Annotated in this window: 16 protein-coding genes and 1 tRNA gene; 10 read left to right on the top strand and 7 right to left on the bottom strand. The window is 39.2% G+C overall.

The annotated features are described in order from the left end of the window. Positions 1-15: 15 nt before the first annotated feature. From AB1Z56_RS20985 to AB1Z56_RS20975, 3 genes are read right to left on the bottom strand one after another with little or no spacing between them, the layout of a single operon-like run. Positions 16-2,073, bottom strand: a complete 2,058-nt coding sequence (locus tag AB1Z56_RS20985) for a RagB/SusD family nutrient uptake outer membrane protein (protein ID WP_313264800.1) — start codon at positions 2,071-2,073, stop codon at positions 16-18. 10 nt (positions 2,074-2,083) lie between these two features. Then, positions 2,084-5,200, bottom strand: coding sequence for a SusC/RagA family TonB-linked outer membrane protein (locus tag AB1Z56_RS20980; RefSeq protein WP_309367288.1), 3,117 nt, complete (start codon positions 5,198-5,200; stop codon positions 2,084-2,086). 11 nt (positions 5,201-5,211) lie between these two features. Beyond that, on the bottom strand, positions 5,212-6,675 hold the full coding sequence (locus AB1Z56_RS20975; RefSeq protein ID WP_426790022.1) for an IPT/TIG domain-containing protein: 1,464 nt from the start codon (positions 6,673-6,675) through the stop codon (positions 5,212-5,214). 636 nt (positions 6,676-7,311) lie between these two features. On the opposite strand from AB1Z56_RS20975, the gene AB1Z56_RS20970 reads away from it, so the two are divergent. Genes AB1Z56_RS20970 through AB1Z56_RS20960 form a run of 3 tightly spaced genes read left to right on the top strand, consistent with a single transcriptional unit; the run spans position 7,312 to position 11,360 of the window. Further along, a complete protein-coding gene (locus tag AB1Z56_RS20970) occupies positions 7,312-9,069 on the top strand; it encodes a sensor histidine kinase (protein ID WP_426790021.1) in 1,758 nt (585 codons plus the stop codon). A gap of 4 nt (positions 9,070-9,073) precedes the next feature. Continuing rightward, complete coding sequence (locus AB1Z56_RS20965; RefSeq protein ID WP_309367285.1) at positions 9,074-9,841, top strand: LytR/AlgR family response regulator transcription factor; 768 nt, start codon at positions 9,074-9,076, stop codon at positions 9,839-9,841. Further along, on the top strand, positions 9,831-11,360 hold the full coding sequence (locus tag AB1Z56_RS20960; protein ID WP_426790020.1) for a TlpA family protein disulfide reductase: 1,530 nt from the start codon (positions 9,831-9,833) through the stop codon (positions 11,358-11,360). Before AB1Z56_RS20965 ends, AB1Z56_RS20960 begins: the two co-directional genes overlap by 11 nt. A 67-nt stretch (positions 11,361-11,427) precedes the next feature. Here AB1Z56_RS20960 and AB1Z56_RS20955 read toward each other — a convergent pair. Both AB1Z56_RS20955 and purD read right to left on the bottom strand, forming a co-directional pair. Beyond that, a tRNA-Glu gene (locus AB1Z56_RS20955) sits at positions 11,428-11,499 on the bottom strand. Between the two features lie 89 nt (positions 11,500-11,588). After that, a complete protein-coding gene (gene purD, locus AB1Z56_RS20950; RefSeq protein ID WP_313264819.1) occupies positions 11,589-12,863 on the bottom strand; it encodes a phosphoribosylamine--glycine ligase in 1,275 nt (424 codons plus the stop codon). Between the two features lie 124 nt (positions 12,864-12,987). On the opposite strand from purD, the gene AB1Z56_RS20945 reads away from it, so the two are divergent. The 7 genes from AB1Z56_RS20945 to idi all read left to right on the top strand — a co-directional run bounded on the left by AB1Z56_RS20945 (position 12,988) and on the right by idi (position 21,489). Further along, positions 12,988-15,672: a TonB-dependent receptor plug domain-containing protein gene (locus tag AB1Z56_RS20945; protein WP_426790019.1), complete on the top strand. Its 2,685-nt coding sequence runs from the start codon at positions 12,988-12,990 to the stop codon at positions 15,670-15,672. A gap of 36 nt (positions 15,673-15,708) precedes the next feature. Further along, complete coding sequence (locus AB1Z56_RS20940) at positions 15,709-16,473, top strand: enoyl-CoA hydratase/isomerase family protein (RefSeq protein ID WP_313264822.1); 765 nt, start codon at positions 15,709-15,711, stop codon at positions 16,471-16,473. 17 nt (positions 16,474-16,490) lie between these two features. After that, a complete protein-coding gene (locus AB1Z56_RS20935; protein WP_309367280.1) occupies positions 16,491-17,174 on the top strand; it encodes a hypothetical protein in 684 nt (227 codons plus the stop codon). 27 nt (positions 17,175-17,201) lie between these two features. Continuing rightward, positions 17,202-18,938 (top strand): phospho-sugar mutase, encoded by a 1,737-nt coding sequence (locus AB1Z56_RS20930; RefSeq protein WP_309367279.1) that lies wholly within the window; start codon positions 17,202-17,204, stop codon positions 18,936-18,938. Then, positions 18,938-19,480: an NUDIX hydrolase gene (locus tag AB1Z56_RS20925; protein WP_313264824.1), complete on the top strand. Its 543-nt coding sequence runs from the start codon at positions 18,938-18,940 to the stop codon at positions 19,478-19,480. Before AB1Z56_RS20930 ends, AB1Z56_RS20925 begins: the two co-directional genes overlap by 1 nt. A gap of 79 nt (positions 19,481-19,559) precedes the next feature. Further along, positions 19,560-20,873, top strand: a complete 1,314-nt coding sequence (locus tag AB1Z56_RS20920) for a nicotinamide mononucleotide adenylyltransferase (protein WP_293899335.1) — start codon at positions 19,560-19,562, stop codon at positions 20,871-20,873. Between the two features lie 76 nt (positions 20,874-20,949). After that, positions 20,950-21,489: an isopentenyl-diphosphate Delta-isomerase gene (gene idi, locus AB1Z56_RS20915; RefSeq protein WP_426790018.1), complete on the top strand. Its 540-nt coding sequence runs from the start codon at positions 20,950-20,952 to the stop codon at positions 21,487-21,489. A 77-nt stretch (positions 21,490-21,566) separates the two neighbouring features. Here the strand turns inward: idi and AB1Z56_RS20910 are convergent, their stop codons facing one another. After that, the gene (locus tag AB1Z56_RS20910; RefSeq protein WP_309367276.1) at positions 21,567-22,394 is read right to left on the bottom strand and encodes an N-acetylmuramoyl-L-alanine amidase; all 828 of its coding nucleotides are present in this window, start codon (positions 22,392-22,394) and stop codon (positions 21,567-21,569) included. 201 nt (positions 22,395-22,595) lie between these two features. Beyond that, entirely contained in the window at positions 22,596-23,252 is a 657-nt protein-coding gene (locus AB1Z56_RS20905; RefSeq protein WP_426790017.1) for a hypothetical protein, read from the bottom strand. Between the last annotated feature and the right edge of the window lie 195 nt (positions 23,253-23,447).

Below are 23,447 nucleotides of genomic sequence, written 5' to 3'. Positions count from 1 at the left end.
AATTTGCATAGTTGATTAATCATTATAGGTCCAACCAGGGTTTTGTGTTAAATTTTTGTTGCGTTTAAGCTCCGTATGGCTAATTGGCCAAAACCACATTTTATCAGCAAAGGTGGTTTTCAATGTCCAGATCGCAACTGGCTGGTAAAAAAGATCCCGTTCTTTTTCATTCATTAGGACATTACAGCCGTATACAGGCAACGCTTCCTCAACAGGCGCATCCATCCAGCGACGCAAATCATAATAGCGTTGTCCTTCTCCCATCAGCTCAATAAAACGTTCACGTTTTATTGACTTGCGCAATTCATTCTTACTCCCATATACACTCGCCGAATAATCAGGAACTCCACCTCTGATGCGAACAGGTTGAATACCCTTTTTAATTTCAGCAACATCACGACTTATCGTATAACTTCCTCCACGCCAAGATGGAATCGTATAAGAACCACTTAGCTCATTTAACGCTTCTGCATACATAAGTAAAATATCGGCGTAACGGATTGCAGGTTCTGCTTTGGGGACGACACGTGATGCAACACCACCTTCATAGGTATCACTTGGATGAACAAATTTTTTAACCCCAAATCCAGTCCGCAACCAATATCCATTAGCAGAGTTAAAGCCATTGCCTTTCGGATCTGCACTATAATAAAAAATTTGCTTATTTCTGTTTTCCGGTTTTGTTTCATTTAATAAGGTCCAGAAGCTTCCACTATACGCTACTGAAGCATAGAAGCGAGGCTCACGATTTGCATATTGCAAAGACGCGCCAGGGCGCAATGGTCTATATCTTTTTGCGTCATAATCTTCCTGAGTAACGTAACCGACTACCCTACTTGAACCATTCCCTCGTCCAATCTCCTTATCCTTACCCGGTGCATCTGTCCCATCATTCATATAGTAAGCGTCAACTAGCTTCTGCGTGAGCCCATGCGTATTCCACCCTGTAGCGGAGCGCGGTAATTGATGGATAACCATTTGGTCAATCCCCTCATTAGGTTGATTATTTCCGCGTGTAAAGATTAATTCAGGGTTACTTGAGGCAGACAAAGTACCGTCAAAGATCTGTGCATATGATTTCGTTGGATCAATATTTGCCCATCCTTCAGGCCAGCTTTTCTCTGAGAAATTATGATCTTCAGGCGGCTTGATTGTCGCGTCATCCCCCGTTTCCTGAAAGGAAGCAGTATAAAGTTTGTACACACCAAGTTCGATCACATCTCGGGCAGCAGCAGCAGCTTTCGCCCATTTCTCCTCTTTAAATTCGGCAGACAATAATCGTTTTCCTTGTTTATCCACTAATAGTGCTGCATAGCCCGAATTATTACCGTTTGCCAATGGGCTGGCAGCATAGAGCAGAACTTTAGCTCGCGCAGCCAACGCTGCACCTACGGAAGGCCGTGCAGAAGCATCTTGTCCACGTTTCATTCCCAAAGCTTCCATTTCTTTAGCTGCTTGCAATAGCTCACTGCTAATGAAATCCACGCATTCTTCATATGTATTGCGTGGTATTGCAAGATCATCATAACTATCGGTATAATCCAGTCCTTCATCCGGTAAAAGTGGAATTGGACCATATTTACGGAGCAACAGCCAATAAAGGTAAGCGCGTGCAAATCGCGCCTGTCCTCGATAATCTAAGATTTCAGCAGCCGACATTTCACCATTCATGTATATGTTCTGAATGAAGGTAGACGCATTACGAATACCCCGATAGGATTGTGTCCATGTCCCCTGTTTATCACTTTCAGTATATTGTCCCATTTTGAACATATTGTATGAAAGTTCATTTTTTGAGGGGTCATAATCTTTATCCCGATCACCATAATACATGTCGTCTGCAAAACAATGAGGAGTTAAGCCTTTACTGGCGACATCAGCATTCTCTCCTTTAAACTCCTCGAATACATGTGCCAGCCATTCCTCTGAATAGACCTTACTTTTAAAGGTCTTCTCTATGTTTAGTCGGTCCTTAAAATACTGGTCGGACTTCAAATAATCCTTTTTGCAGGATGAGGCAAAACTTGCTCCCAACACAAGCAGTATTGCAATGCATATTTTATTTCTTTGCATCTTTTTAAATTTATAGGTTGACATTGATACCAAATGTAAACGACTTAGGCAACGGATAGTCTTCGCCCCTTGGAGTCGCTAGTTCCGGATCCCAAAGCTTGAATTTTGACCAGGTCAGCAAATTTGAACCAACTAAAAACAAACGAATGCTATTGATCTTTATCTGATTGGTTAAGTGTTTTGGCAGGGTATACCCAATATCTAAGGTCTTCAAACGAAGGTATTGACCATTTTTCAACCAAAATGTAGACTCCCTAAAGTTATTCGGATTGGCGCCATAACTCAATCTTGGATAAGAAGCATTAGGATTTTCAGTCGTCGGGTCACCGGATATGTCTGCAGAAATCCAACGGTTATCTCCCATTACCCCCTTCAATACTTGTCCCCATTCCCCTTCACTAAAAGCATAAACAGTTTTCCCGTAGGTAAAAAACGTCGATTTACCAGACCCCTGAAAGTGAACACTGATATCAAGGTTCTTCCAGCTCGCCGACGCCCCCACACCATAAACCAGGTTAGGACGTCTCGTAGCTCCAATAGCTACCCGATCACCATCGTCTATGATACCATCTCCATTAACATCCTTATATTTAATGTCTCCCGGCTGATAAGTCCCAAATGTCTGCTTGGGGCTATTACGTATATCATCATAATCTTTAAATAAGCCCAAAGCAATGAGTCCTTTCGCCTGATCGACACGATATCCTTTTTGATTTTGATAACCATACACGTTATATTCCTCATCGATTTCCGTAATTTCATTTTTGCTATAGGTAATATTACTTCTGGCAGTTAAATTCACTTCCCCTAATTTCTGGTTATATAATAGACGACCATCAAAACCACTGGATTTCACAGCACCCACATTAGCGCTTGGTACAGATTCCAATCCGACCAAAGCAGGCAAATAATTTCGAGCCATATAAATGCCAGTACGTTTTTCATTAAAGAAATCCAAATTGGCAACAATCTTATCTTTAAAGAGCGCTAGATCAAAACCCAAATTCTTCTTGGTTGCCATTTCCCAGGTTACATTAGAGGAAGAGACTTGACTATATTTCATTCCGCCATAATACCGGTTGAAACCATAGTCGGCCCATTGATAGCCGCCTTCAGGAACCCAAACACTCTCATTGTTAAAATGTCCAATTTCACTAATCGTTGATAAATAAGGGAATCGTGCTCCACCGGATAATTGATCATTACCGACCCTTCCCCAGGAATACCGGATCTTGAACATATTCATCCAGGAAATATTTTCCTTCACAAAAGGCTCTTCACCAATATTCCAGGCTGCTGAAACCGCAGGGAAAAAGCCATATTGTCGTCCCGGGGCAAAGTTTTCCGAACCATTATAGCCAAAATTAAAATCGGCGATATAACGTGATTTCCAATTATAAGTTAGGCGGCCGGCTAAGGCCTGATTTCTTTTTGCGATACCATTTTTTATGTCATCGCCAAGATTGACTGTCCGAATAAGTGCATCACGCGTAAAACGAGCCACTGCTCCAAAATTATGATCACCGATACTCCGATCATAATTAAACATCATATCATAAAACTCGCGCCTTTCGCCACTGGCACTACTTGCCTGATACAATTCCTGTGGATTAGAAATATGTGTAAAAATCAAATTTCCATTCTCATCTCTAGCTCGCTCAGCCCGCCATTGTTCAGGCCATTTACGACGGTAAATACTATTATCATTATTGGTATCGTAACCAATAATTCCTCTAAACCGTAATCCCTTGGTTATAAAATCAAAATTTTGTTCAATAGAAATATTAGTCTGTATCTTGTTTTGCCAATTTTCATTATACCCCGTCTGTGTAGCAACTACCCAAGGATTGGTCTGATTACCTGTTCCAATAGCAGGAACATAACCATTTGAATACAGTACCGGTGTGCGAATTGGGGAGTACCCAAATAATACACCCCAAAAATCATTATCTCCCAAACCAGGACTGTTCCTTTTATTAAGGGAACCGGCAACACCAATTTTTAAGACCGTACTTTTGGTTACGTTAATGTCTGTATTCAGGCGGTAATTATACCTTTTGTAATTTGCATTGGTATTGTAGTCGTTCCGTAACGTTTCGTCCGTTTTGTACATGCCACCTTCATCGATATAACTTCCGGACAAAAAATAACGCGCTGTGGACCCACCGCCCGTCATATTTAAATTGGCACGATAAGTCATCGCCCCGTCTTTGAGCAATAAATCTTTCCAGTTGACATTGGGATAAAGATCCGGATCCAATCCTAATCGTAATATTTCCAGTTCTTCAGGTTGATAAATCGGCGCAAAATTCCGTGTAATACGCGCCTCATTCAATAAGTTGGCATAGGTAACTCCATCTTCAAATTCAGGCGTAATGGTACGGCTATTATAGATATTCTCATCTTTGAAATTAATACTAATCTTACCGTCCTTACCGCGCTTGGTTGTAATTAAAACGACACCATTTGCACCTCTCGAGCCATAGATTGCGGTTACTGCGGCATCTTTAAGAATATTAATGGTTTCAATATCTTCAATATTAATGTCATTAATATCGCGTTCAATATTATCGACCAAAACAAGTGCGGATGCCCCTCCGCCAAAAGTAGAAATACCGCGGATCCAGAACTCGGTAATATTCTTTCCTGGTTGGCCCGACTGCATCATCCCCAAAACTCCGGGTGCATTTCCAATCAATGCATTACTTATACTCGACGTTGGATTTCCTTTCATCGTGCCGACATCAACACTACTGGTCGCAGCAGTCGATGTCAGTGTTCTTTGGGTACCTGTACCCGTTACGACAACTTCCTCGAGCACGCTAGTCTCCGATTCTTTCAGTGTCACATTGATCATGTGATTATCTTTCACAAGTATCTCCTGCCTTTTATAACCTACGGAAGAGAACACGAGCGTCTTGTAACGTTCTACTTTTATCCTATAACTACCTTTATTATCAGTTGTGGTTCCCAAACCCGGCGCATCCTTAACAAAGATGCTTACACCAACAATTGGTGTTTTTTGTGCGTCAACAACAACACCCGTTACTTCCAAAATATCCTGTGCCAACGCACCAAAAGTGCCACAGAGGAGTAACATACACGTAAGTAATATTTTATTCATCATCTTATCACAGGTTAATCTTGGTTATTTTCATCCATTTCTTCCAAAGCGATCTTACGGATTCTACGGTTTGCCTGATCACCAATATAAAAAGCCCCTTCTTTCTCATCGTACGCAATACCCGATGGCCTATCAAAACGGGCCTCTTCTCTCAGATCTCCGTTTACATATCCATAAGGATTGTTATTGAGGCTTGAGCTACCTCGACCAGCAAAGGTCGTCACTGCACCTTCCGGCGTTAGTATACGAATAGTGTGATTCATCATGTCTGTGAAATAAAAATCATACAGATCAGGTTTACCAGCTTCTACATACTTCTGATTTTTGACAAAAACACCTTGATAAGGGTGATCGACACGAGCAGAAGAACCTACGCCGTCTCTATAACCGGTCTCGCTCACTTTACCACAAACAAGATAGGGTTGATTAAATACCTTTTTCTCCCAGTTGTAATCAGCTCGCATAATATAACCCCGATTAATGATAACGATATAGGCATAATTACCAGTGGGATGAATTAGAATTTTATATTCCCACTCTGGGTCTTGAATCAGAAATGGATTTGTGTATTCTTTAGGCTTGAGGCCTTCACTGAAATATTTATTTAAGTCAAAACGATAGAATTCCCCTTTTGCATAGCTATTAAAATACATCTCTCCATTAACCGGATGGACGGATGCACCATTACATTGTTTGCTCTGTGTCAAGGTTTCGCTATCTAAAAATCGCTTCGCACGCGATAATAATAAGGTTGATTTATCATCTTCCCCACCCCGGTCTTGCGCAATAATCATATAGTTGCCATCTAAAGTGAAGTCAACACTTCGAGGACGTTCCAAGCCAGCGCGCCTTGTCGTAATCGTACTATCCTCAAAATTGATTAAATAAAGGCCGCCGTTATTGTCAAAGGTCATCCACAAGTGTTTTGGATTAAGGGGATCGAATTTCATAAAAGAAGGTTCCCAAAAACCACTGGCCATTTTATTTTGGTCATTATCTTTAAACTTTCCATCTTTCCAAGGCTCATCACCACGTGAATTTCTATAACCAGCTAAGGTTGAAACAACCAGTTTGCGCTGATAGTCAAAAGGTGCTTGCGCCTTACCGATAACAGGGTTTTCCTCTCCTCCGACACGCACCTCAATATCACCTTTGAAAGCTTGTTTTGGTACAAGACAGTAGAGTGATTCCCCCAATGCATTAATGACTACAGCCTTTTTCCCTCCGATAAAGACTGCTACATTTTTTGGATCGTTTCCGAAGTTTTTTCCATAGATCACAAGTCGTTGTCCCATACCTCCTGATTTGGGAACGAAGTCAGAAACGATCACAGGTTGCGACGGATCAAAGGGCACACCTTCTGGAATACTGCTAAGACTGTCATTCTTACAGCTCCCAACGCCCAAAATAAGCACCATAATGGCCCAAATCATCCGATTTAGAGACCAGCTATTAGCCGCCATTTGTTTAGTTCTCATAAGGTTTTTTTTATTGGTTAGAATTTATTCTATAAACTTTACTATATCACCGTCGTCGAATCCAGATTCCATGACTTTGCGATATATTCCTTAAAATTTCATTAACATCACTGATATCTATAGGATAATTTTAGGACGAACGGATCGACACCCGCCCTGTTATCAGGCGAACGCATTGTTTTAATTTCCACATAATTGGTTACTTTTATATAAAGCTAAATGGTATTAGCTATCTTAAGCTAAAAAAAGACTTCATGACAATTGCTTCAAAGTCTTCCGGTTTTTAAAATTACTTTTCTAAATTATTTCTATTTTATACACACAATAGATATTGACCTTAACCCTTTCCATTTCGACGGTTTGCCTGCTCTTTTTTTACGGAAGAAATAAATGGATAAATTCTATCTTGACTTTCTAAATGCTTCTCTAAGGTTTTCTTTCTATAATTGATTACTCAAATTTAGGGATTGTAAAGATTCTGATACTATAGAATTTTCTCAATAATGTGCTTATTTGTATCAACACAAGTGCTGATACTAAACTGTAGATTTTCCAAATACTCAGCGAATCATTCCAATTCCTCATTCATTTCGTAGTTTCCATTTATTTTGACCATTTTCGATTTATAAACTATAAATGATGAAAAGGCTGCTCTTAATATTTTTATTAATTCAAATTTTCAGCGCTTCAGCACAAGACTCTCAAGGCAATGACTATTATTTTGGAGAAAATTTTCATTTTCATGGCTATTCTACAGATAAACGGATGATGGTAAGAAGCGATATCGGCTTTGTAATATCTGATAAATATATATCGCACATCTTCGAGGATTTTGACAACAACAAAACATTGCCGGGCAAAGGCTTAAAGCAAATACCCAATTCACCGATTCTTTTAGGTATTAAACTAAATCCGAAGCTCAAAAATTTTATCTCGCCCAAGGTTCAAAATCTATCTAAGACTTATCATAGCTATTTTATACCAGACAGCTCTGATGCTATAATCATAGCGATGGGTATCAATAAAGATAATTATAAGGATTTTCTTTATCGAGTTGTAGAAAATGATAGCATCGAACTCACACCCTGGACTCCTATCCCCACACTTTCTATAAAATATGGCGCCAAAGTGCCCTATGGTTCAATTGGCACCTTCAATTACCCTGAAAAGCTAATTTTAGTTGAAGTCAGACACAGGAAAATTTATGGCATTAGAGACGGTTACATCTTGGATTGGCGGAAAAACAAACACCCTATACTCGAACAAATTATCGCCCGAGGGCCGAGTGAATATGGTTATTTCAATCTACTTGACCGATCATTTAATAAAGGTTATGTACATCAATACGACGAATATACCGGCGCACCGTTAGATCTTACTTTCAATAAAGACAGCATCACTTCGCTTAATCTCGAATTTGAGAACCATGATACAACTCCTTATTCTGTCCAATTGATCAAAAAAACAGAAAACAGCGCTGACACCATTCAGCTTGAATGGTGGACACAAGCTAAAAAATTTGAAGTTTCCAATAAATATCTGAATGAAATAGGGGAATACGAATTGCTGATCCATAAAACGGGAGATATTAATACTTACAATGCCAATGAAATTCTGAGAATACCTTATCATATTGTACAAGCTCCACAACAATTTTCAGCCACACTCTGGCCCATATTATGGCCAACAACTCTCATTAGCCTAACAATCATTGTGATTACTTTTTTTACACTTCGCTATAGAACGCGCAAACGTCTCGTAAAGGTTGAGCAAAAACGGCAAACGCTTACTCTTCAAATCAAAAATATACAATCTCAACTAAATCCTCATTTTATGTTTAATGCCATTAACTCTATACAGAACTTAATCCAAAAGAATGACTTCAAAGGTACCAATCATTACCTGACTAAATTCTCTTCATTAACCAGAGCCACTTTAGAGAATGCAGAAAAAGAAATGAATACCCTCAGCGAAGAACTCCAATTATTAGATGACTACTTACAAATGGAACAATTGAGATTTGGGTTCCAGTATGACATATTGAATAATTTAAAAATTCATAACGATTTGATTGACATTCCAAACTTATTACTTCAGCCAATTGTAGAAAATGCTGTAAAACACGGCATTTCAACGCTAGGTTCTAGGGGAAGAATTGTGGTCACCATCGACCAACAAGGACAAGACCTCGTACTCGGTGTAGCTGACAACGGAGCGAAATTGAATACAGAGACCATCAAGGCCGCAGGTGGATATGGCCTAAGATTAACCAAGGAACGCTTGGCTCTTTTGGAACAGCTTTATCCTGAAAACTCCTTCAAAATACAAATCACAGCAAGTTCAGACATTACAGAAATCTGTATAGTCATTTCCCATTGGATAGCTAACATATAATAAGATGATCGACTATATAATTGTAGATGATGAGATCAACAACATCGAAATATTAAAAAGATACTTAGATAAATTTGAGGGTATTTTACGTTTGGTAGGTACCGCTATACACGCTGAAGAGGCAACTGTTTTGATTAATGATCAAAAACCTGAATTGGTTTTTCTTGATATCCAAATGCCAGATAAAAATGGTTTTGATTTATTACAAGCACTCGAGAACAGAGATTTCGAAGTTATTTTCGTCACAGCTTATGACAGATTTGGTATTCAGGCAATTAAATTCTCAGCATTAGATTACCTTTTAAAACCACTTAATTTTGCAGAGTTAGAAACTGCGCTAGAGAAAGCCATATCGAAAATTAAATTAAAAAAATACAATTTAAATCTAGAAAACCTGATTCAAAATCTTACGAACAAACAACGCAGTACTCACAAAATAGCCCTGCCAGCAGGAAGAGAAACGCTATATGTTTCTATTTCGAATATCATCCGCTGTCAGGCAGACAATAATTACACAGAAATATATCTTACTGGTCGTAGACCGATCATTATCAGTAAAACATTGAAAGAATATGATGATATACTGCATGCATACGGTTTTATCCGTACACATCAAAGCCATCTTATTAATTCAGAACATATTTTATCGATTAAAAAGGGACAATCAGCCTATATTTTAATGAAAGATAATTCAATAGTGCCTATCGCAAGACAAAAGAAGGAATCCGTATTTCGAATTTTAAGTACATCAAAAACAAATTATGAAAACTAATCTATTTTATCTCCTCATTTTTATTATCCCTTTAAAGACCTTAGGGCAAACCAAATCAGATGATTTTCCAATAACGGCCCCTAATTATAGTCAGCACTCTTTGAAAAAGTCATATCCCCAAATTAAGGGACATGTAGTCAATTGGTCTGCTAATGAGCTAAAGGATATAATGATAAAATACAGTCTTGTAAACATCGGAAATCCAATGCAATCTTCTTACAACATCAAGCTAGATCAAGATGGATCTTTTCTTATTACATTACCTGATAAACTTCCAAATCGTCAGATCTGGTTTACATTTGGAGATTATGTATATACCTGCCTCTATAGTGATGAATACCTTGAAATCACTTTTGATCTAGATAAATTAAAGAAAAAATCTGTCTATATGACAGGTGATGGGGTAAAATTTGGTGGAAAAGATGGTGATAAAAACCGGATTATGAATGAGTATATCCTTTTCAATAAAAGATATAATGAAAATTTTTCCGACAAAATAAGTTCACTCGCTATTGGAGATAATAATTATATAGCAAAATTAGACAGCATTTTTGCCATTCAACAACAAATCAATAAGAAATTTTATGCGAAATTTAACAACGCTTATCAAACATTGATTGACGGGGAAACACAATCAAGCTATTACGCGAAGAAGCTTAAATATTTATTTCGAAATTCAATACAAGTAGACACAATCAGTGAATTGCTCACTCCCGTATATTCCATATCAAATGATTCGCATGAATACTTCCAGTTTCTGAATTATTACATGCAAGTTGTAGGTTTTAAAAAAACAAAGAAAAAATTTAGTTTCATAAATCTAGCGCTGTATTACGACGAAGTGCTTCCGTCCTTTTATGCAGATCTCCTAAAATTACAATTTGAAGATAGAGATATCAAAGAACAATGTAAGCTCTATGAGCAATTAAGACCTACACTACATACTGATTGGTCCAGAGATTATTTAGATTCACAAGTTAAGACATTAACAAAAACAATCGCTCAAATTGATTCTATTAGTGCTGCATCTGCAATTATTCAACCTGAAAATTCTACTTTGGGAAAATTAATCATAAAGACGAACTCTGGCAGCAGTCTTTATATTGACCAGCATAAGTCTGGGGAGGACCTTCTTAAGACATTAAAGGTCGTCTTTGCAAACAAACTGGTTATCATTGATCTATGGGCGACTTGGTGTATTCCGTGCATCCAAGCTATGCCCTATAGTAAAAAATTACATGCTGAATCACAAACTGCCGAATTACCAATTGAATTTGTATACCTATGTACTTCTTCGGAATCAAACGAACAAAAATGGCAGAATAAAGTATTGGAATTAGATCAGCCCGGCACACATATTTTTGTTGATTCAAAAGTTTTGACTGAAATAATGAACACCTTTAACAAAGGCGGGTTCCCCTCATATATCCTACTTACACCCAGTGGTCAATATGACTACAAGTCGCTTTCGAGCATGCAGGGATTGACCTTGGATATGCTAAAGCAAAAGCTCTTATAGGTTAACCGTAAGCATTCATTACAAACAAAAAAACCTGCAAATATTAATTTGCAGGTTTTTTTGTTTGTAGCCCGTAGGGGAATCGAACCCCTGTTTCAAGAATGAAAATCTTGCGTCCTAACCCCTAGACGAACGGGCCTTTTTATGCAACTCCAATAACATTGCTGTTTTTGGAGTTGCAAATATAGATCTTAAAATCAGTATTCCAAAAATAATTTTAAATATTTTTTAAATAAGGTCGAAACCGATATCTCTTCTGAAGTATTTACCTTCAAAATATATCCTTCCGGCATCTGCTGTTGCCTGTTGAAGGGCATCGAACAACGTATCTTGCAGTGTCGTCACAGCAATTACGCGTCCTCCTGCAGTCACAATCTTACCATCAACCTCCTTCGTCCCCGCTTGAAATACGATGGATTCTTTGACGTTTTCAATATTGGCGATCTCTTTTCCAGATTCATAATCTCCAGGATAACCTCCGGCAACCAACATGACAGTAACAGCTGTCTTGGAAGATACCGTATAGGAACGTTGATCCAAATTACCCTGAGCCACACCCTCCAGTAAATCCAATAAATCCGATTCAATTCGTGGCAATACAGATTCGGTCTCAGGATCCCCCATACGCACATTATACTCGATGACATAAGGCTCACCCGCTACATTCATCAATCCTATAAAAATAAATCCTTTGTAGGGGATGCCATCCTTTTTCAGTCCTTCAACAGTTGGTCGGATAATGCGCTCTTCTACTTTATGCAAAAATGTCTCGTCAGCAAAAGGCACTGGAGATATCGATCCCATACCGCCCGTATTGAGCCCTGTATCGCCTTCTCCGATGCGTTTATAATCTTTGGCAGAAGGAAGTACTTTATATGAATTGCCGTCTGTCAAAACAAAAACAGATAATTCAATTCCTTTTAGAAATTCTTCAACAACCACAACCCGACTTGCTTCTCCAAATTTAGAATCCGCGATCATCGCCTTTAGCTCTGCCTTGGCATCCGCTAGCGTCTCGCAGATCAATACCCCTTTACCTGCTGCTAAACCATCCGCTTTAAGCACAATCGGCAATTTTTGGGTTTCAAGGTAAGCCAATCCTTCTTCCAGGGAGGTCACATCAAACGATCTCGATGCAGCTGTAGGCACGCCATGGCGGTCCATAAATTGCTTTGAAAAATCTTTTGAACCCTCCAATTGAGCGCCCTCTTGTTGTGGCCCTATTACTGGGATATGCTTCAAATCTTCCCGATTTAAGAAGTAATCATGAATACCTTTTACCAAAGGTTCCTCTGGACCTACCAGCACCATTTGTACGTTATTTTCCAAAACGAAGGTGGCAATAGCAGCAAAGTCAGTCACTTTAATATTGACATTCTGACCATATACACCCGTTCCAGCATTCCCTGGAGCAATAAACAATTGATCTAAACGTGGGCTTTTCGACAACTTATAGGCGAAGGCTGATTCACGGCCTCCGGAACCGATTATTAGGATATTCATAACACAAAGATATTTTTTTTATGCTAATTTTAAGGTAAAAGATCGTTTAAAATGAGACTAATATTTTGATTTATAAATTGATTAAAGGAAAAATATTTTCTAATTTTCATAAAACATTAGTCATATGTACGCTAAAATACTGCTGTTAATAAACTGCCTCCTATTCTCCTTTTTGGCGTCAGCCCAGATTGATCAAACGCTGCAGAAGCTAGAAACCTACCATGAACAACACGTAAAGGAAAAAATCTATCTTCATTTAGATAAAAACGATTATTCAGCCGGAGAAACGGTCTGGTTTAAATTATACTGCACCACGGCTCCCTTTAATTATTTGAGCAATATCAGCAAGATTGCCAATGTAGAATTGATTTCATCTACAAATAAAATCATTAAAAGCATCAAAATTCCCATCACAATCGGACTCGGCATAGGGGATCTAAGCTTACCGGATACGCTGGAAGAAGGCACCTACCGGATTAGATCATTTACCAGATGGATGCAAAATGACTCTATATCCAATTTCTATGAGCGTGTGATTCCCGTCACAAATGGTAGATCGGATAACGTAATGACGAAAAGCAGTCTTATTAAAAGCGGAACTGAAAATATCTTCCAGATCAATTTAAAAACCATTCAAGGAGCGCCGCTAATCAATAGCAGTATAAGTTATACTTTACAACAGGATAATAATAAAGAAAAATCGGGACGATTAAAATCAAATGAAAACGGAACAGTATCCCTTGAACTAAAAGATGACTTCAAGGGGGGAATCCTGTCTTTACAATTTCTTTCCCTCGACAAAAGACGTATCTTAAAAAATTTTATTATCCCCAATCCAAACAACCAAAATAGCATTCAAATCTTTCCGGAAAGCGGGGAACTGGTCAATAACATTTTATGCAAAACAGGCTTCAAGATACTCACGCCAGCCGGCTTGGGCAAAAAGGCAAAAATAACCATCGTGGAGGAAAACCAAACGCCCATTGCTGAATTTGAAACAAATTCATTGGGAATGGGAAGCATTCCCCTCCTTCTGCAGACTGGAAAAAAATATATAGCCACGGCCTTTTTTGAAGACGGTTCTTCAACAAGCACTTCCTTGCCCGCCGTGTTGAACTCGGGGTATGTGCTAACGGTCAATTCAGCTTTAAAGGATAAAATTGCCGCACAGATTTCCGCAACTGATGATTTGGTCAATGGCAAAGAAATCTATTTAGTCGCCCAATATAACGGTCTTGTCCTGCATGCCGCCAAACAGAAGTTGAACGGGACCGATGTCTTATTCAATATTCCGAAAAAAAATCTTCCTTCTGGCGTTTTACAATTGTCCATCTTAACAGAGCAAATGTTACCCATTGCAGAAAGGCTTGTATTTAACTACAATGCGAAATCAACTTTACTCCCCGTTTCAATCGCGCTCAATAAACCCAGCTTCACAACACGCAATAAAGTGATAGCAAACCTTACCGTCAGCTATGATGATCGTGATACCTCAAAAGTTGCCGCCCTCTCCGCATCAGTTGTCAATCTAAGCAAAGTTGATACGACGACAGACCGCTATTATTCTTCTATTGTCTCAGAACTTCTGTTAAAATCTGATCTTCGCGGTTTTATTGAACGACCCAATTACTACTTTGAGGATTTAACCAATATCAAAGTTAACGATTTGGATAATCTCATGTTGATCCAAGGCTGGCGCAAACTGGACTGGAAGAGCTATACAAATGCCCCAACCGCAGCGTTTCTTCCAGAAAAGGGACTTACTGTCTCTGGGACCGTAAAAAAAACGGCCCGAAAAGCGGTTGTACCAAAGGCCAAAGTAACGCTAATACCAACAAGCAATATGTTGCTGAGTATAGATACACTGACAGATAATGATGGTCGATTTGCATTTGACGAACTATTTTTTGCCGACAGCGTCAAGTTTATTGTTACAGGTGATGGTCCAAAAGAGAAAAAAAGAGTTGATATTATTATAGACAATCCTTCAGCTCCAGCGGTTAACAAAAGTAAAGATCAACCTTTATTAACTAACGATATCAACACCCAGCTATTGACACAGCTGAAAAACAGCCAGCTATTTCTTGGTGAACTGGAAGCCGCGGGCATTATCCAGAAGAGCATTCGGCTGGAAGAGGTACAGGTCAATAGAGTACGAACAACTAAAGCCGACAAGAACTCCAGAAACCTCAATGGCCCAGGAAATGCCGATCAAGTCATCTCTGCCGAGGACCTCTCAACCTGCACAACTTTAGAACAGTGCCTTGCTGGCAGGTTGGTGGGCGTCATGTTTCGGAACGGGGTGCCCTATAGTACAAGGTCCGTCGGATTGAACGGCGGCAGTCCGATGCAAGTTGTCCTTGACGGAATGTATATTGAACCCGAACAAATAGATATGATTAATGTTGCGGATATTTCCAGTATTGAAGTTCTCCGTAGCGCAGGCAATACAGCTATATATGGCATGTATGGTGGCAATGGTGTAATCGTCATTACCAGCAAATCGGGAGACGCACTTTCATCATCTTACACGCCTACCGGAATCGTCACAATTGTACCTAAGGGCTTACACGTCAACCGGACTTTTTTCAAACCACAATACGATGCCACAAACGAAAAAGGACTTCGACGTGACCTCAGAACAACAATCGCATGGGAACCGAATCTGATCACGTCCAAAGATGGAAAAACAACGTTTGAATTCTTTACGTCGGACGAACCCGGTAATTATAAAGTAATTGTTGAAGGAATAAGCATGGATGGCAAAATTGCCCATGTTGAGTATATAATAGAGGTAAAACCACAATAGCAGCATAAACAAATCGTTATACTTAAATACAATATCATGGAGCATATAAACACCAAAATAGAAGATCATATTTTAAGTATTTTCCTCGACAGAGGAAAGTCAAACGCTATCGATACTCAATTATTGAAAGAGCTTATCAGTATCTTGGAATCGTCCCAGCTAAATGAGGCTATCCATGGGGCCATCTTAATTGGCAAGGAGAACTTCTTCAGTGCGGGACTTGATCTTATTACGCTGTTCCAATATGATGAAGAACAAATTCGGGAATTCTGGAACTTATTCTTAGAGGCAACCTCATTGCTGGCGGCTTTCCCCAAACCATTAATTGCAGCCATATCTGGCCATAGTCCCGCAGGAGGCTGTGTATTAGCCCTCTGCTGTGATTATCGAATTATGGCTGAAGGGAATTTTGTGATTGGCCTCAATGAAATTCCCGTCGGGCTTATTGTGCCCGAAAGTATATTTCAGCTTTATGCTTTCTGGATAGGTAAGAGAAATGCTTATCAGAATTTGCTTGAAGGAAAACTGCTGTCTCCAATAGAAGCGAAAACACAGGGTCTTGTCGATGAAATTGTGCCCGCAAATATACTTTTCAACACCGCAACAAAAAAACTAAAACAGATCACCCAGTTTAATCAAAAAACTTGGCAAACGTCGAAATTGAACTTCCGAAAGGAAATAATCCTTAAATTGCGGGAGAATAGAGAAGAGACAATCCAACGCATCCTCGAACAATGGTGGCTTCCGTCAACACGCTCTATTTTAAAATCAATCATTGAGAATTTGACCTCAAAGAAGTAATATAAAACAAATGTATCATGAGAAATCTCTTTTTCTATATTCTTATTTGTCTCACGGTAAGCACTATCTCCTGCAGAAATAACAAAAAAGAAGATAAAGCCGTAAAGATTCTTCAGGATTCCATTTCCGCAGACACTGTAAGCAAACGTGACACCATTGAAAAGACTGTAAAGAAAGAAGACAGCGAAACGCTGGAAGAGGTTCTGGAAAAACTTGCTAAGGCCTATTCGGATCAGGATAGTAAAACAGTCAATACTTATATACATCCCAAATTAGGAATCTATATTATCTATCGTCCCGGAGCACTGGACTCTTATGTACACCAAAATAGTTTTAATTTTTCTAAACCTATACCTGAATATCACTCTTATGAAAAGCTCACGTACAAGGGACCGTTGAAATCGGGCAAACTGCCCATTTTTGATTGCGGAACAATGAAATGGGATAAACTCGGATTTTATTATGATAAAAAATCCAGACCAAATGAACTTTCGCAAACGGCCAAGTTTATGAATGAAATTCTTGATGCCAAAATCAGTAATACAGAGCTGCAGCAGCTAAAGAATATAGAAGCCAGAAGCTACAGAGCCATTATGACCTCCAATGAGAGTGAAGAACCATTTGTGTTTCATGTCACAAAAGAAGGAGAAAAATGGTATATTACAGTCATAGATCGTGCCTATGGCGGTTGTGACGCATAATTTTTACATTTTAGCCAAACTTAGATAATGGAAAATTTAGATAAAGACATACAAAAGAAAATCGAAGATTGGTTAACACCAAGTTATGATGAAGGAACCCGGAAAGCGGTTCAAGACTTAATCGATAATAATGAGGTGACAGAACTTACAGACTCTTTTTACAGAGATCTTGAATTTGGAACCGGAGGCTTAAGAGGCATTATGGGGGTGGGCTCCAATCGTATGAATAAATATACGATCGGTAAAGCAACCCAAGGTTTATCGAACTATCTAAAGAAACAATTTCCGGATCAGGAAATTAAAGTTGCGGTCTCTTATGATAGTCGCAATAACTCACAGGCTTTTGGTCAGCTCGTTGCCAAAGTCTTTGCCGCCAATGGAATTAAAGTTCATCTCTTCAATGAATTGCGGCCTACGCCTGTGCTATCGTTTGCCATTCGCCATTTTGGTTGCCAAAGTGGCGTTATGTTGACGGCCTCACATAATCCAAAAGAATACAATGGTTATAAAGCTTATTGGAACGATGGCTGCCAGCTAACTGCTCCACATGATAAAAATGTCATCGATGAAGTGAACGCAATCACGTCGGTTAGTGACATTAAATTTGAGGGAAATACACACAATATCCTTCCTGTAGGAAATGAAATCGATCAGATCTACATCGATGCCAATAAAACGTTGAGTATTCACCCGGAAGCTGTATTGGCGCAAAAAGATTTAAAGATCGTTTTTTCTCCGATACATGGTACCGGAATTACAATCGTCCCTAAAATGCTGGCTGCTTGGGGATTCGAAAATGTATCAGTTGTAGCTGAACAGGCTACGCCAGATGGTAACTTTCCAACAGTAATCTATCCAAATCCCGAAGAGGAAGACGCTATGGCCCTCGCCAAGAAAAAAGGAGAAGAAATCGATGCAGATCTTGTATTAGCGACAGATCCAGATGCCGATCGTGTAGGGATTGCTGTAAAAAATAATAAGGGACAGTTTCAGCTACTCAATGGTAATCAGATCGGTAGTTTATTGGTATACTACGTCCTCAGTGCAAAAAGTGACCTAAAACAGCTGGGAGCAAACCCTTATATTGTAAAGACTATCGTAACGAGCAACTTGCAAGCTGATATCGCAGACCACTATGGCGTAAAACACTATGAAACGCTTACTGGATTCAAATATATTGGTGAATTGATTACAAATTTAGGCGATTCTGCACAATATCTGGTTGGCGGTGAGGAAAGCTATGGTTTCTTGGTCGGTGATCTCGTACGGGACAAAGATGCACCGAACTCCTGTGCTTTCCTGGCCGAAATGACAGCATACTTCAAATCGAAAGGCAAAACTGTCTACGAAGTCCTATTGGATATCTATAAAGAATTCGGCTGCTACCAGGAAAAACTGATCTCTTTGACAAAAAAAGGAAAGGCAGGAGCCGAAGAAATTCAGGCGATGATGGCTGGCTTACGTCATCATTTACCGACTTCCCTTGGTGGAATAAAAGTTCGCGAGATACGGGATTATCAGCTTTCACAGACAACAGATATGAGTACAGGAGAGCGAAAAGCAATCTCTCTGCCTAAATCCGATGTTTTACAATTTATAACAGTCGATGGCGACGTGATTTCTGCCCGTCCTTCGGGAACAGAACCCAAGATCAAATTTTACTGTTCAGTCAAAGAAAGCTTGCAAGATACTGCCGATTACCTCAATTTGCAAAATGTTCTGGAAGCGAAGGTAGATCGTATGATGAAAGATATTGTAGGCTAATGGAAAAGTGGAAAATCTTATCCTCAACATATATCTGTAAAGAGCCTTGGGCTACACTGCGCAGAGATACTTGTGAACTTCCAGATGGACGGATCAATGACCATTATTACGTGCTCGAGTACCCAGACTGGGTAAATATGGTCGGAATTACCGAACAGAACGAGCTTTTGGTCATTAAACAATACCGCCATGGAGCGGGCATAATTTCAGTGGAAATTCCTGCAGGGACAACAGAACCCGGAGAAGATCCTAAACAGGCCGCCGTGCGTGAAATGCTCGAAGAAACAGGCTATCAATTTGAACAGATTGAAGAGATTGCCACGCTTTATGCTAATCCGGCAACAAGTGGTAATATCACTTATACCTATCTCATGACGGGAGGTACAAAAGTTCAGGAACAGTCATTGGATGAACACGAAGAAATCGATGTTTATCTGATCCCACTTGAAGAGGCAAAAAGCATGTTGCTGGACAACAAATTCAGTCAAGCATTACATGCCAGTGCACTCTTCTATGCTTTCAACAAATTAGGCTTGTTATAAAACAAGCCTAATTTTATTCTGTTTTTTTCATTCATACTTTTAATTTTCACTAGCCTTTTGATTTTTGTACCTTTGCATCATGGCAAGAGAAATTTTTGAAACCAAGCGAAAGGCCCTGAAAATAAATCTAAACCCAGAGATTTATGGAACCTTTGCAGAGATCGGTGCAGGACAGGAAGTCGCACGTAACTTTTTCAACGCAGGCGCCGCATCCGGCACAATTGCTAAAACAATGTCCGCTTACGACATGGCTTTCAGTGATGCAATTTATGGCGAAGAAGCAGATGGCCGTTATGTCAGTAGAACACGCCTAAAGAAAATGCTCTCCCATGAATTCGATCTCCTTACCCAACGACTTCATGGTGACAAATATTGCAACAAAAAATTCTTTGCCTTTGCAGATACGGTAACAACTCTTAATTTCACCAAGACAAATGAACCGCACGGCTGGATTGGACTTCGCTTCCAACATGAAGTCGGAGGCCCTACAAATGATATTATCGTTCACATAAGACTGCTAGACAGTGACAATCAATTGCAGCAAAAGGTCTTGGGTATCATTGGTGTAAATTTATTGTTTGCCGCTTACTATTATGCGGACAATGTACAGACGATGATCGAATCCTTGGTCGACAACCTTTCCGTTGGATCTGTAGAAATTGACCTGATTAAGCTAAACGGTCCTTTGTTTGAAAACGTCAACCAACGCCTGATCAATTTATACCTGATTGCAAAAGGATTTGCTAAAGCGGCACTATTCCAACCTGATGGCAAAGCGGTCCAAATCAAGGATTATTTATACAAAAAGAACATCATTCTGCTACGTACCAAATACCGTCAGAAATCCCTTCCAAACTTTGACCTATTCAATCTTGCCGTTGAACAATTCAAGAAAAATACGGGAGCAACAGATGCTGATACCATTGTATTGATTGAGGTCTTGATGGGAAATGTTTTGGAGGACACCCATGAAATTACCGCGGAGGATCTTCAGGAGTTTGCCTCTAGAGCAGACGAACTCTGCGCCACAGGCAATAATATTATCGTCAGCAACTTTAGAAGAAACAATCATTTAGCGGAATTTATCAGCAATTTTAAACCGAAAAATATCGGTATTGCAACGAACGTTTACAATTTAAAGAACATTTTCAATTCGGATAATTATAATAAGGAACTATACACCAATGAGCTCCTTTCCTATATCTCGGGAATGTTCAATAAAAATGTGAAGCTCTACGCCTATCCGTATCTATTGAAAAAAGAAAATAAGATTATTACAACCCATAATATGCCTGTTTCTGAAGAAGCCAAACCACTTTTTGAATTCTTAATTAAAAATGGCTATATCATAGATATTGAAAATTACGACGAGAAATTTGTAAAAACCGTATAGGCATATTGTCTTTAAAATTTTAATTCGTTATATAGCCCAATTTCGTTAAATTGGGCTATATTTATTTTTAGGCCTTATGAAGCAAGAAGATGTAATACTGGTGGACGACAACGATACAATGATCGGTAGCATGGAGAAATATGAAGCCCATGAAAAGGGTCTATTGCATCGTGCTTTTAGTGTATTTTTGTTCAATGACCGAGATGAATTACTCCTACAGCAAAGAGCATGGGATAAATACCACTGTGGAGGGCTTTGGACCAATAGCTGCTGCTCCCATCAACGATTAGGAGAAAGTAATGTAGAAGCCGCCAAAAGGCGCTTAATGGAAGAGTTGGGGATTGTATCAGCTGATCTCGAGGAAGCCTTCTCATTTGTTTATAAAGCCTCATTTGACAACGGACTTACAGAACATGAGTTCGATTATGTCTTAATTGGAAAATTTAATGGAACTCCAGAAATTAATCCAGAAGAGGTTGCTGCAACAATATACAAGGGTCAACAGGAAATTCAAGATGAAATAAAACGTTCACCTGAGCAATTCACCCCTTGGTTCAAAATGATCTATCAGCGCGCTTTTGCCACATACTTTAGTGACTATAAAGACAAATTATAATGATCATAACCGATAAAAAAGGAGCCTGCTTTTCAAAAAGCAGGCTCCTTTTTTATGCCCTTCTGCTTAGCTGGCCATTATAAGAATTTCTTATAGATGGAATATAAAACCTTGAGGTCATTTTCCCCCAGGAATGCCGTATTGACATCCTGTTGAATATAGTGAATCTTAAACGCTTTTATTGCCGCATCTAGATTATTTACATCATAGCCTATAATACGTAATGCCATTTTTGGATTAAAGTCTGCTGGCGGGGTTTCTAAATAGTCATCATACCAAAAACCAAATCCTTGATCAGCTAATTTCTTCCAAGGAAAACGCGATGGATCATTTTTTCGGGTTGGCGCCAGATCCATATGGCCGATGAAATTTGCCTGAGGAATTTTATAGGTATTTTTTAAATAAGTCAGCAGTTGCACTAAGGCATTTATCTGCGCATCCGTCCATGGATCGGTGGTGCCATTATTGTCCAATTCAATACCAATAGAAGAAGAATTCAGATCCGTATCATTACCCCATTTTCCCAAACCTGCATGATGGGCACGATAGAGGTCATTGACCATCTGGACTACTTTTCCATCCCTACCTACCACGTAATGGGAACTTACACCCGCTTTTGCAGAATGAAAAGTGCGAATTGTCTGACCCAGAGAATCTTGTGCTGTATGATGAATAACGACAAAATTGGGCTTACGTATTCCAAAATTAATGGACGCAATCCATTGTTGATCTTTGACATTCACTTTTTCCAATTGTCCTGTAACGGGCGATTGTTTATACAACTTTGAAAACTCTTTTGCTTGCTTCTTATATACTTTCTCGGTCTTCGCATATTTTCCACCTGCACAGGACGCAAGCAATGCTGTCGCGACAAAAAGATTGATTGATAATTTTACTATTTTCATAACGAAATGTTTCAACGCAAACTAAGGCAAATTTGCCAACAAAAGCAAATTTAATCGGTTCCGCCTCTTTCCTCAAGCACCATCCGAGGGCGAATATGGACTTACAGCTCACATTTTATACAAAGAAGCCCAAACATGTGCTTGGGCTTTTATTCTATTATAAGTAAGCTTTCTGTGTAAATGCTGTAAATTATCTTTATATTATTTTAATGCACTGACATTCAATTTACCCAAAAATCCTTTCAATTCATCCAAACTATATCCATTCCCTCTTACGGTAATCAGATAGCGGTCTTTTTCCAGATAACTGATTTCGGAACTTTTTGACACAGAACCTTCTACTCCTTTCGTGTCGGTTGTTTTTGCTCGTTTTCCTTCGAACTCACCCGTTTTCTCGGTTTCGTTATCTGTAATCTTCTCCGAATCCATCATAAATCCCATTTGCGCTAAACCTACAATGGCAGAAGCCGTTTCTCCGGCACCATCAAGGACACTGACTTTGATATCCTTTTGGGGATCGGCCGTATACGTTGCTTCCCCGGATATTACGCCTGCACCATATACCGATCCAGCAGAATACGATGTTCTTTTCAAGCCATCTAAACTTTCAGGCAAAAAAGCTTTTAATTCATCCGAGCTCAGTGGTTTTTCGGACTTCAATTTGGCTTGCAGTTCCTCCAATTTTTTAGCACCATCATTTAGATTATCTAAATTGGATACGCTCTTCACCACGTCGGAGATTCCAGTACCCTGTTCTTTATCACTTTCCGTCCCATCACCGGATTTACTATTACCACAACTCGCGACCAAAATACCCACACCTAATAGAATAGGCAACACTTTGAATTGTCTTTTCATAATTATCATTTTTAGATAAAACGTTAGAATGATAAAAATAATATAAACGATGCAAGTTTTAAAATAAATGGATAACCTATTATTCACATAAGTCCATCGCGGAATCGATGCCAATGAGACTAAATATTTGTAAAAAATCCATAGGATTAAACTGACCTAGACAGAAAACTCCATAAAAAAGCCCCTACTATTCAT

It is taken from the genome of Sphingobacterium sp. WOUb80, from assembly GCF_050058145.1.
Taxonomy (GTDB): Bacteria; Bacteroidota; Bacteroidia; order Sphingobacteriales; family Sphingobacteriaceae; genus Sphingobacterium.
This window is presented reverse-complemented; position numbering and strand designations above follow the sequence as displayed.

Excerpts from the sequence above, each read along its gene's own strand:
- AB1Z56_RS20985 (WP_313264800.1), bottom strand. The coding sequence starts at position 2,073 with ATGCAAAGAAATAAAATATGCATTGCAATACTGCTTGTGTTGGGAGCA.
- AB1Z56_RS20980 (WP_309367288.1), bottom strand. The coding sequence starts at position 5,200 with ATGATGAATAAAATATTACTTACGTGTATGTTACTCCTCTGTGGCACT.
- AB1Z56_RS20975 (WP_426790022.1), bottom strand. The coding sequence starts at position 6,675 with ATGAGAACTAAACAAATGGCGGCTAATAGCTGGTCTCTAAATCGGATG.
- AB1Z56_RS20970 (WP_426790021.1), top strand. The coding sequence starts at position 7,312 with ATGATGAAAAGGCTGCTCTTAATATTTTTATTAATTCAAATTTTCAGC.
- AB1Z56_RS20965 (WP_309367285.1), top strand. The coding sequence starts at position 9,074 with ATGATCGACTATATAATTGTAGATGATGAGATCAACAACATCGAAATA.
- AB1Z56_RS20960 (WP_426790020.1), top strand. The coding sequence starts at position 9,831 with ATGAAAACTAATCTATTTTATCTCCTCATTTTTATTATCCCTTTAAAG.
- purD (WP_313264819.1), bottom strand. The coding sequence starts at position 12,863 with ATGAATATCCTAATAATCGGTTCCGGAGGCCGTGAATCAGCCTTCGCC.
- AB1Z56_RS20945 (WP_426790019.1), top strand. The coding sequence starts at position 12,988 with ATGTACGCTAAAATACTGCTGTTAATAAACTGCCTCCTATTCTCCTTT.
- AB1Z56_RS20940 (WP_313264822.1), top strand. The coding sequence starts at position 15,709 with ATGGAGCATATAAACACCAAAATAGAAGATCATATTTTAAGTATTTTC.
- AB1Z56_RS20935 (WP_309367280.1), top strand. The coding sequence starts at position 16,491 with ATGAGAAATCTCTTTTTCTATATTCTTATTTGTCTCACGGTAAGCACT.
- AB1Z56_RS20930 (WP_309367279.1), top strand. The coding sequence starts at position 17,202 with ATGGAAAATTTAGATAAAGACATACAAAAGAAAATCGAAGATTGGTTA.
- AB1Z56_RS20925 (WP_313264824.1), top strand. The coding sequence starts at position 18,938 with ATGGAAAAGTGGAAAATCTTATCCTCAACATATATCTGTAAAGAGCCT.
- AB1Z56_RS20920 (WP_293899335.1), top strand. The coding sequence starts at position 19,560 with ATGGCAAGAGAAATTTTTGAAACCAAGCGAAAGGCCCTGAAAATAAAT.
- idi (WP_426790018.1), top strand. The coding sequence starts at position 20,950 with ATGAAGCAAGAAGATGTAATACTGGTGGACGACAACGATACAATGATC.
- AB1Z56_RS20910 (WP_309367276.1), bottom strand. The coding sequence starts at position 22,394 with ATGAAAATAGTAAAATTATCAATCAATCTTTTTGTCGCGACAGCATTG.
- AB1Z56_RS20905 (WP_426790017.1), bottom strand. The coding sequence starts at position 23,252 with ATGAAAAGACAATTCAAAGTGTTGCCTATTCTATTAGGTGTGGGTATT.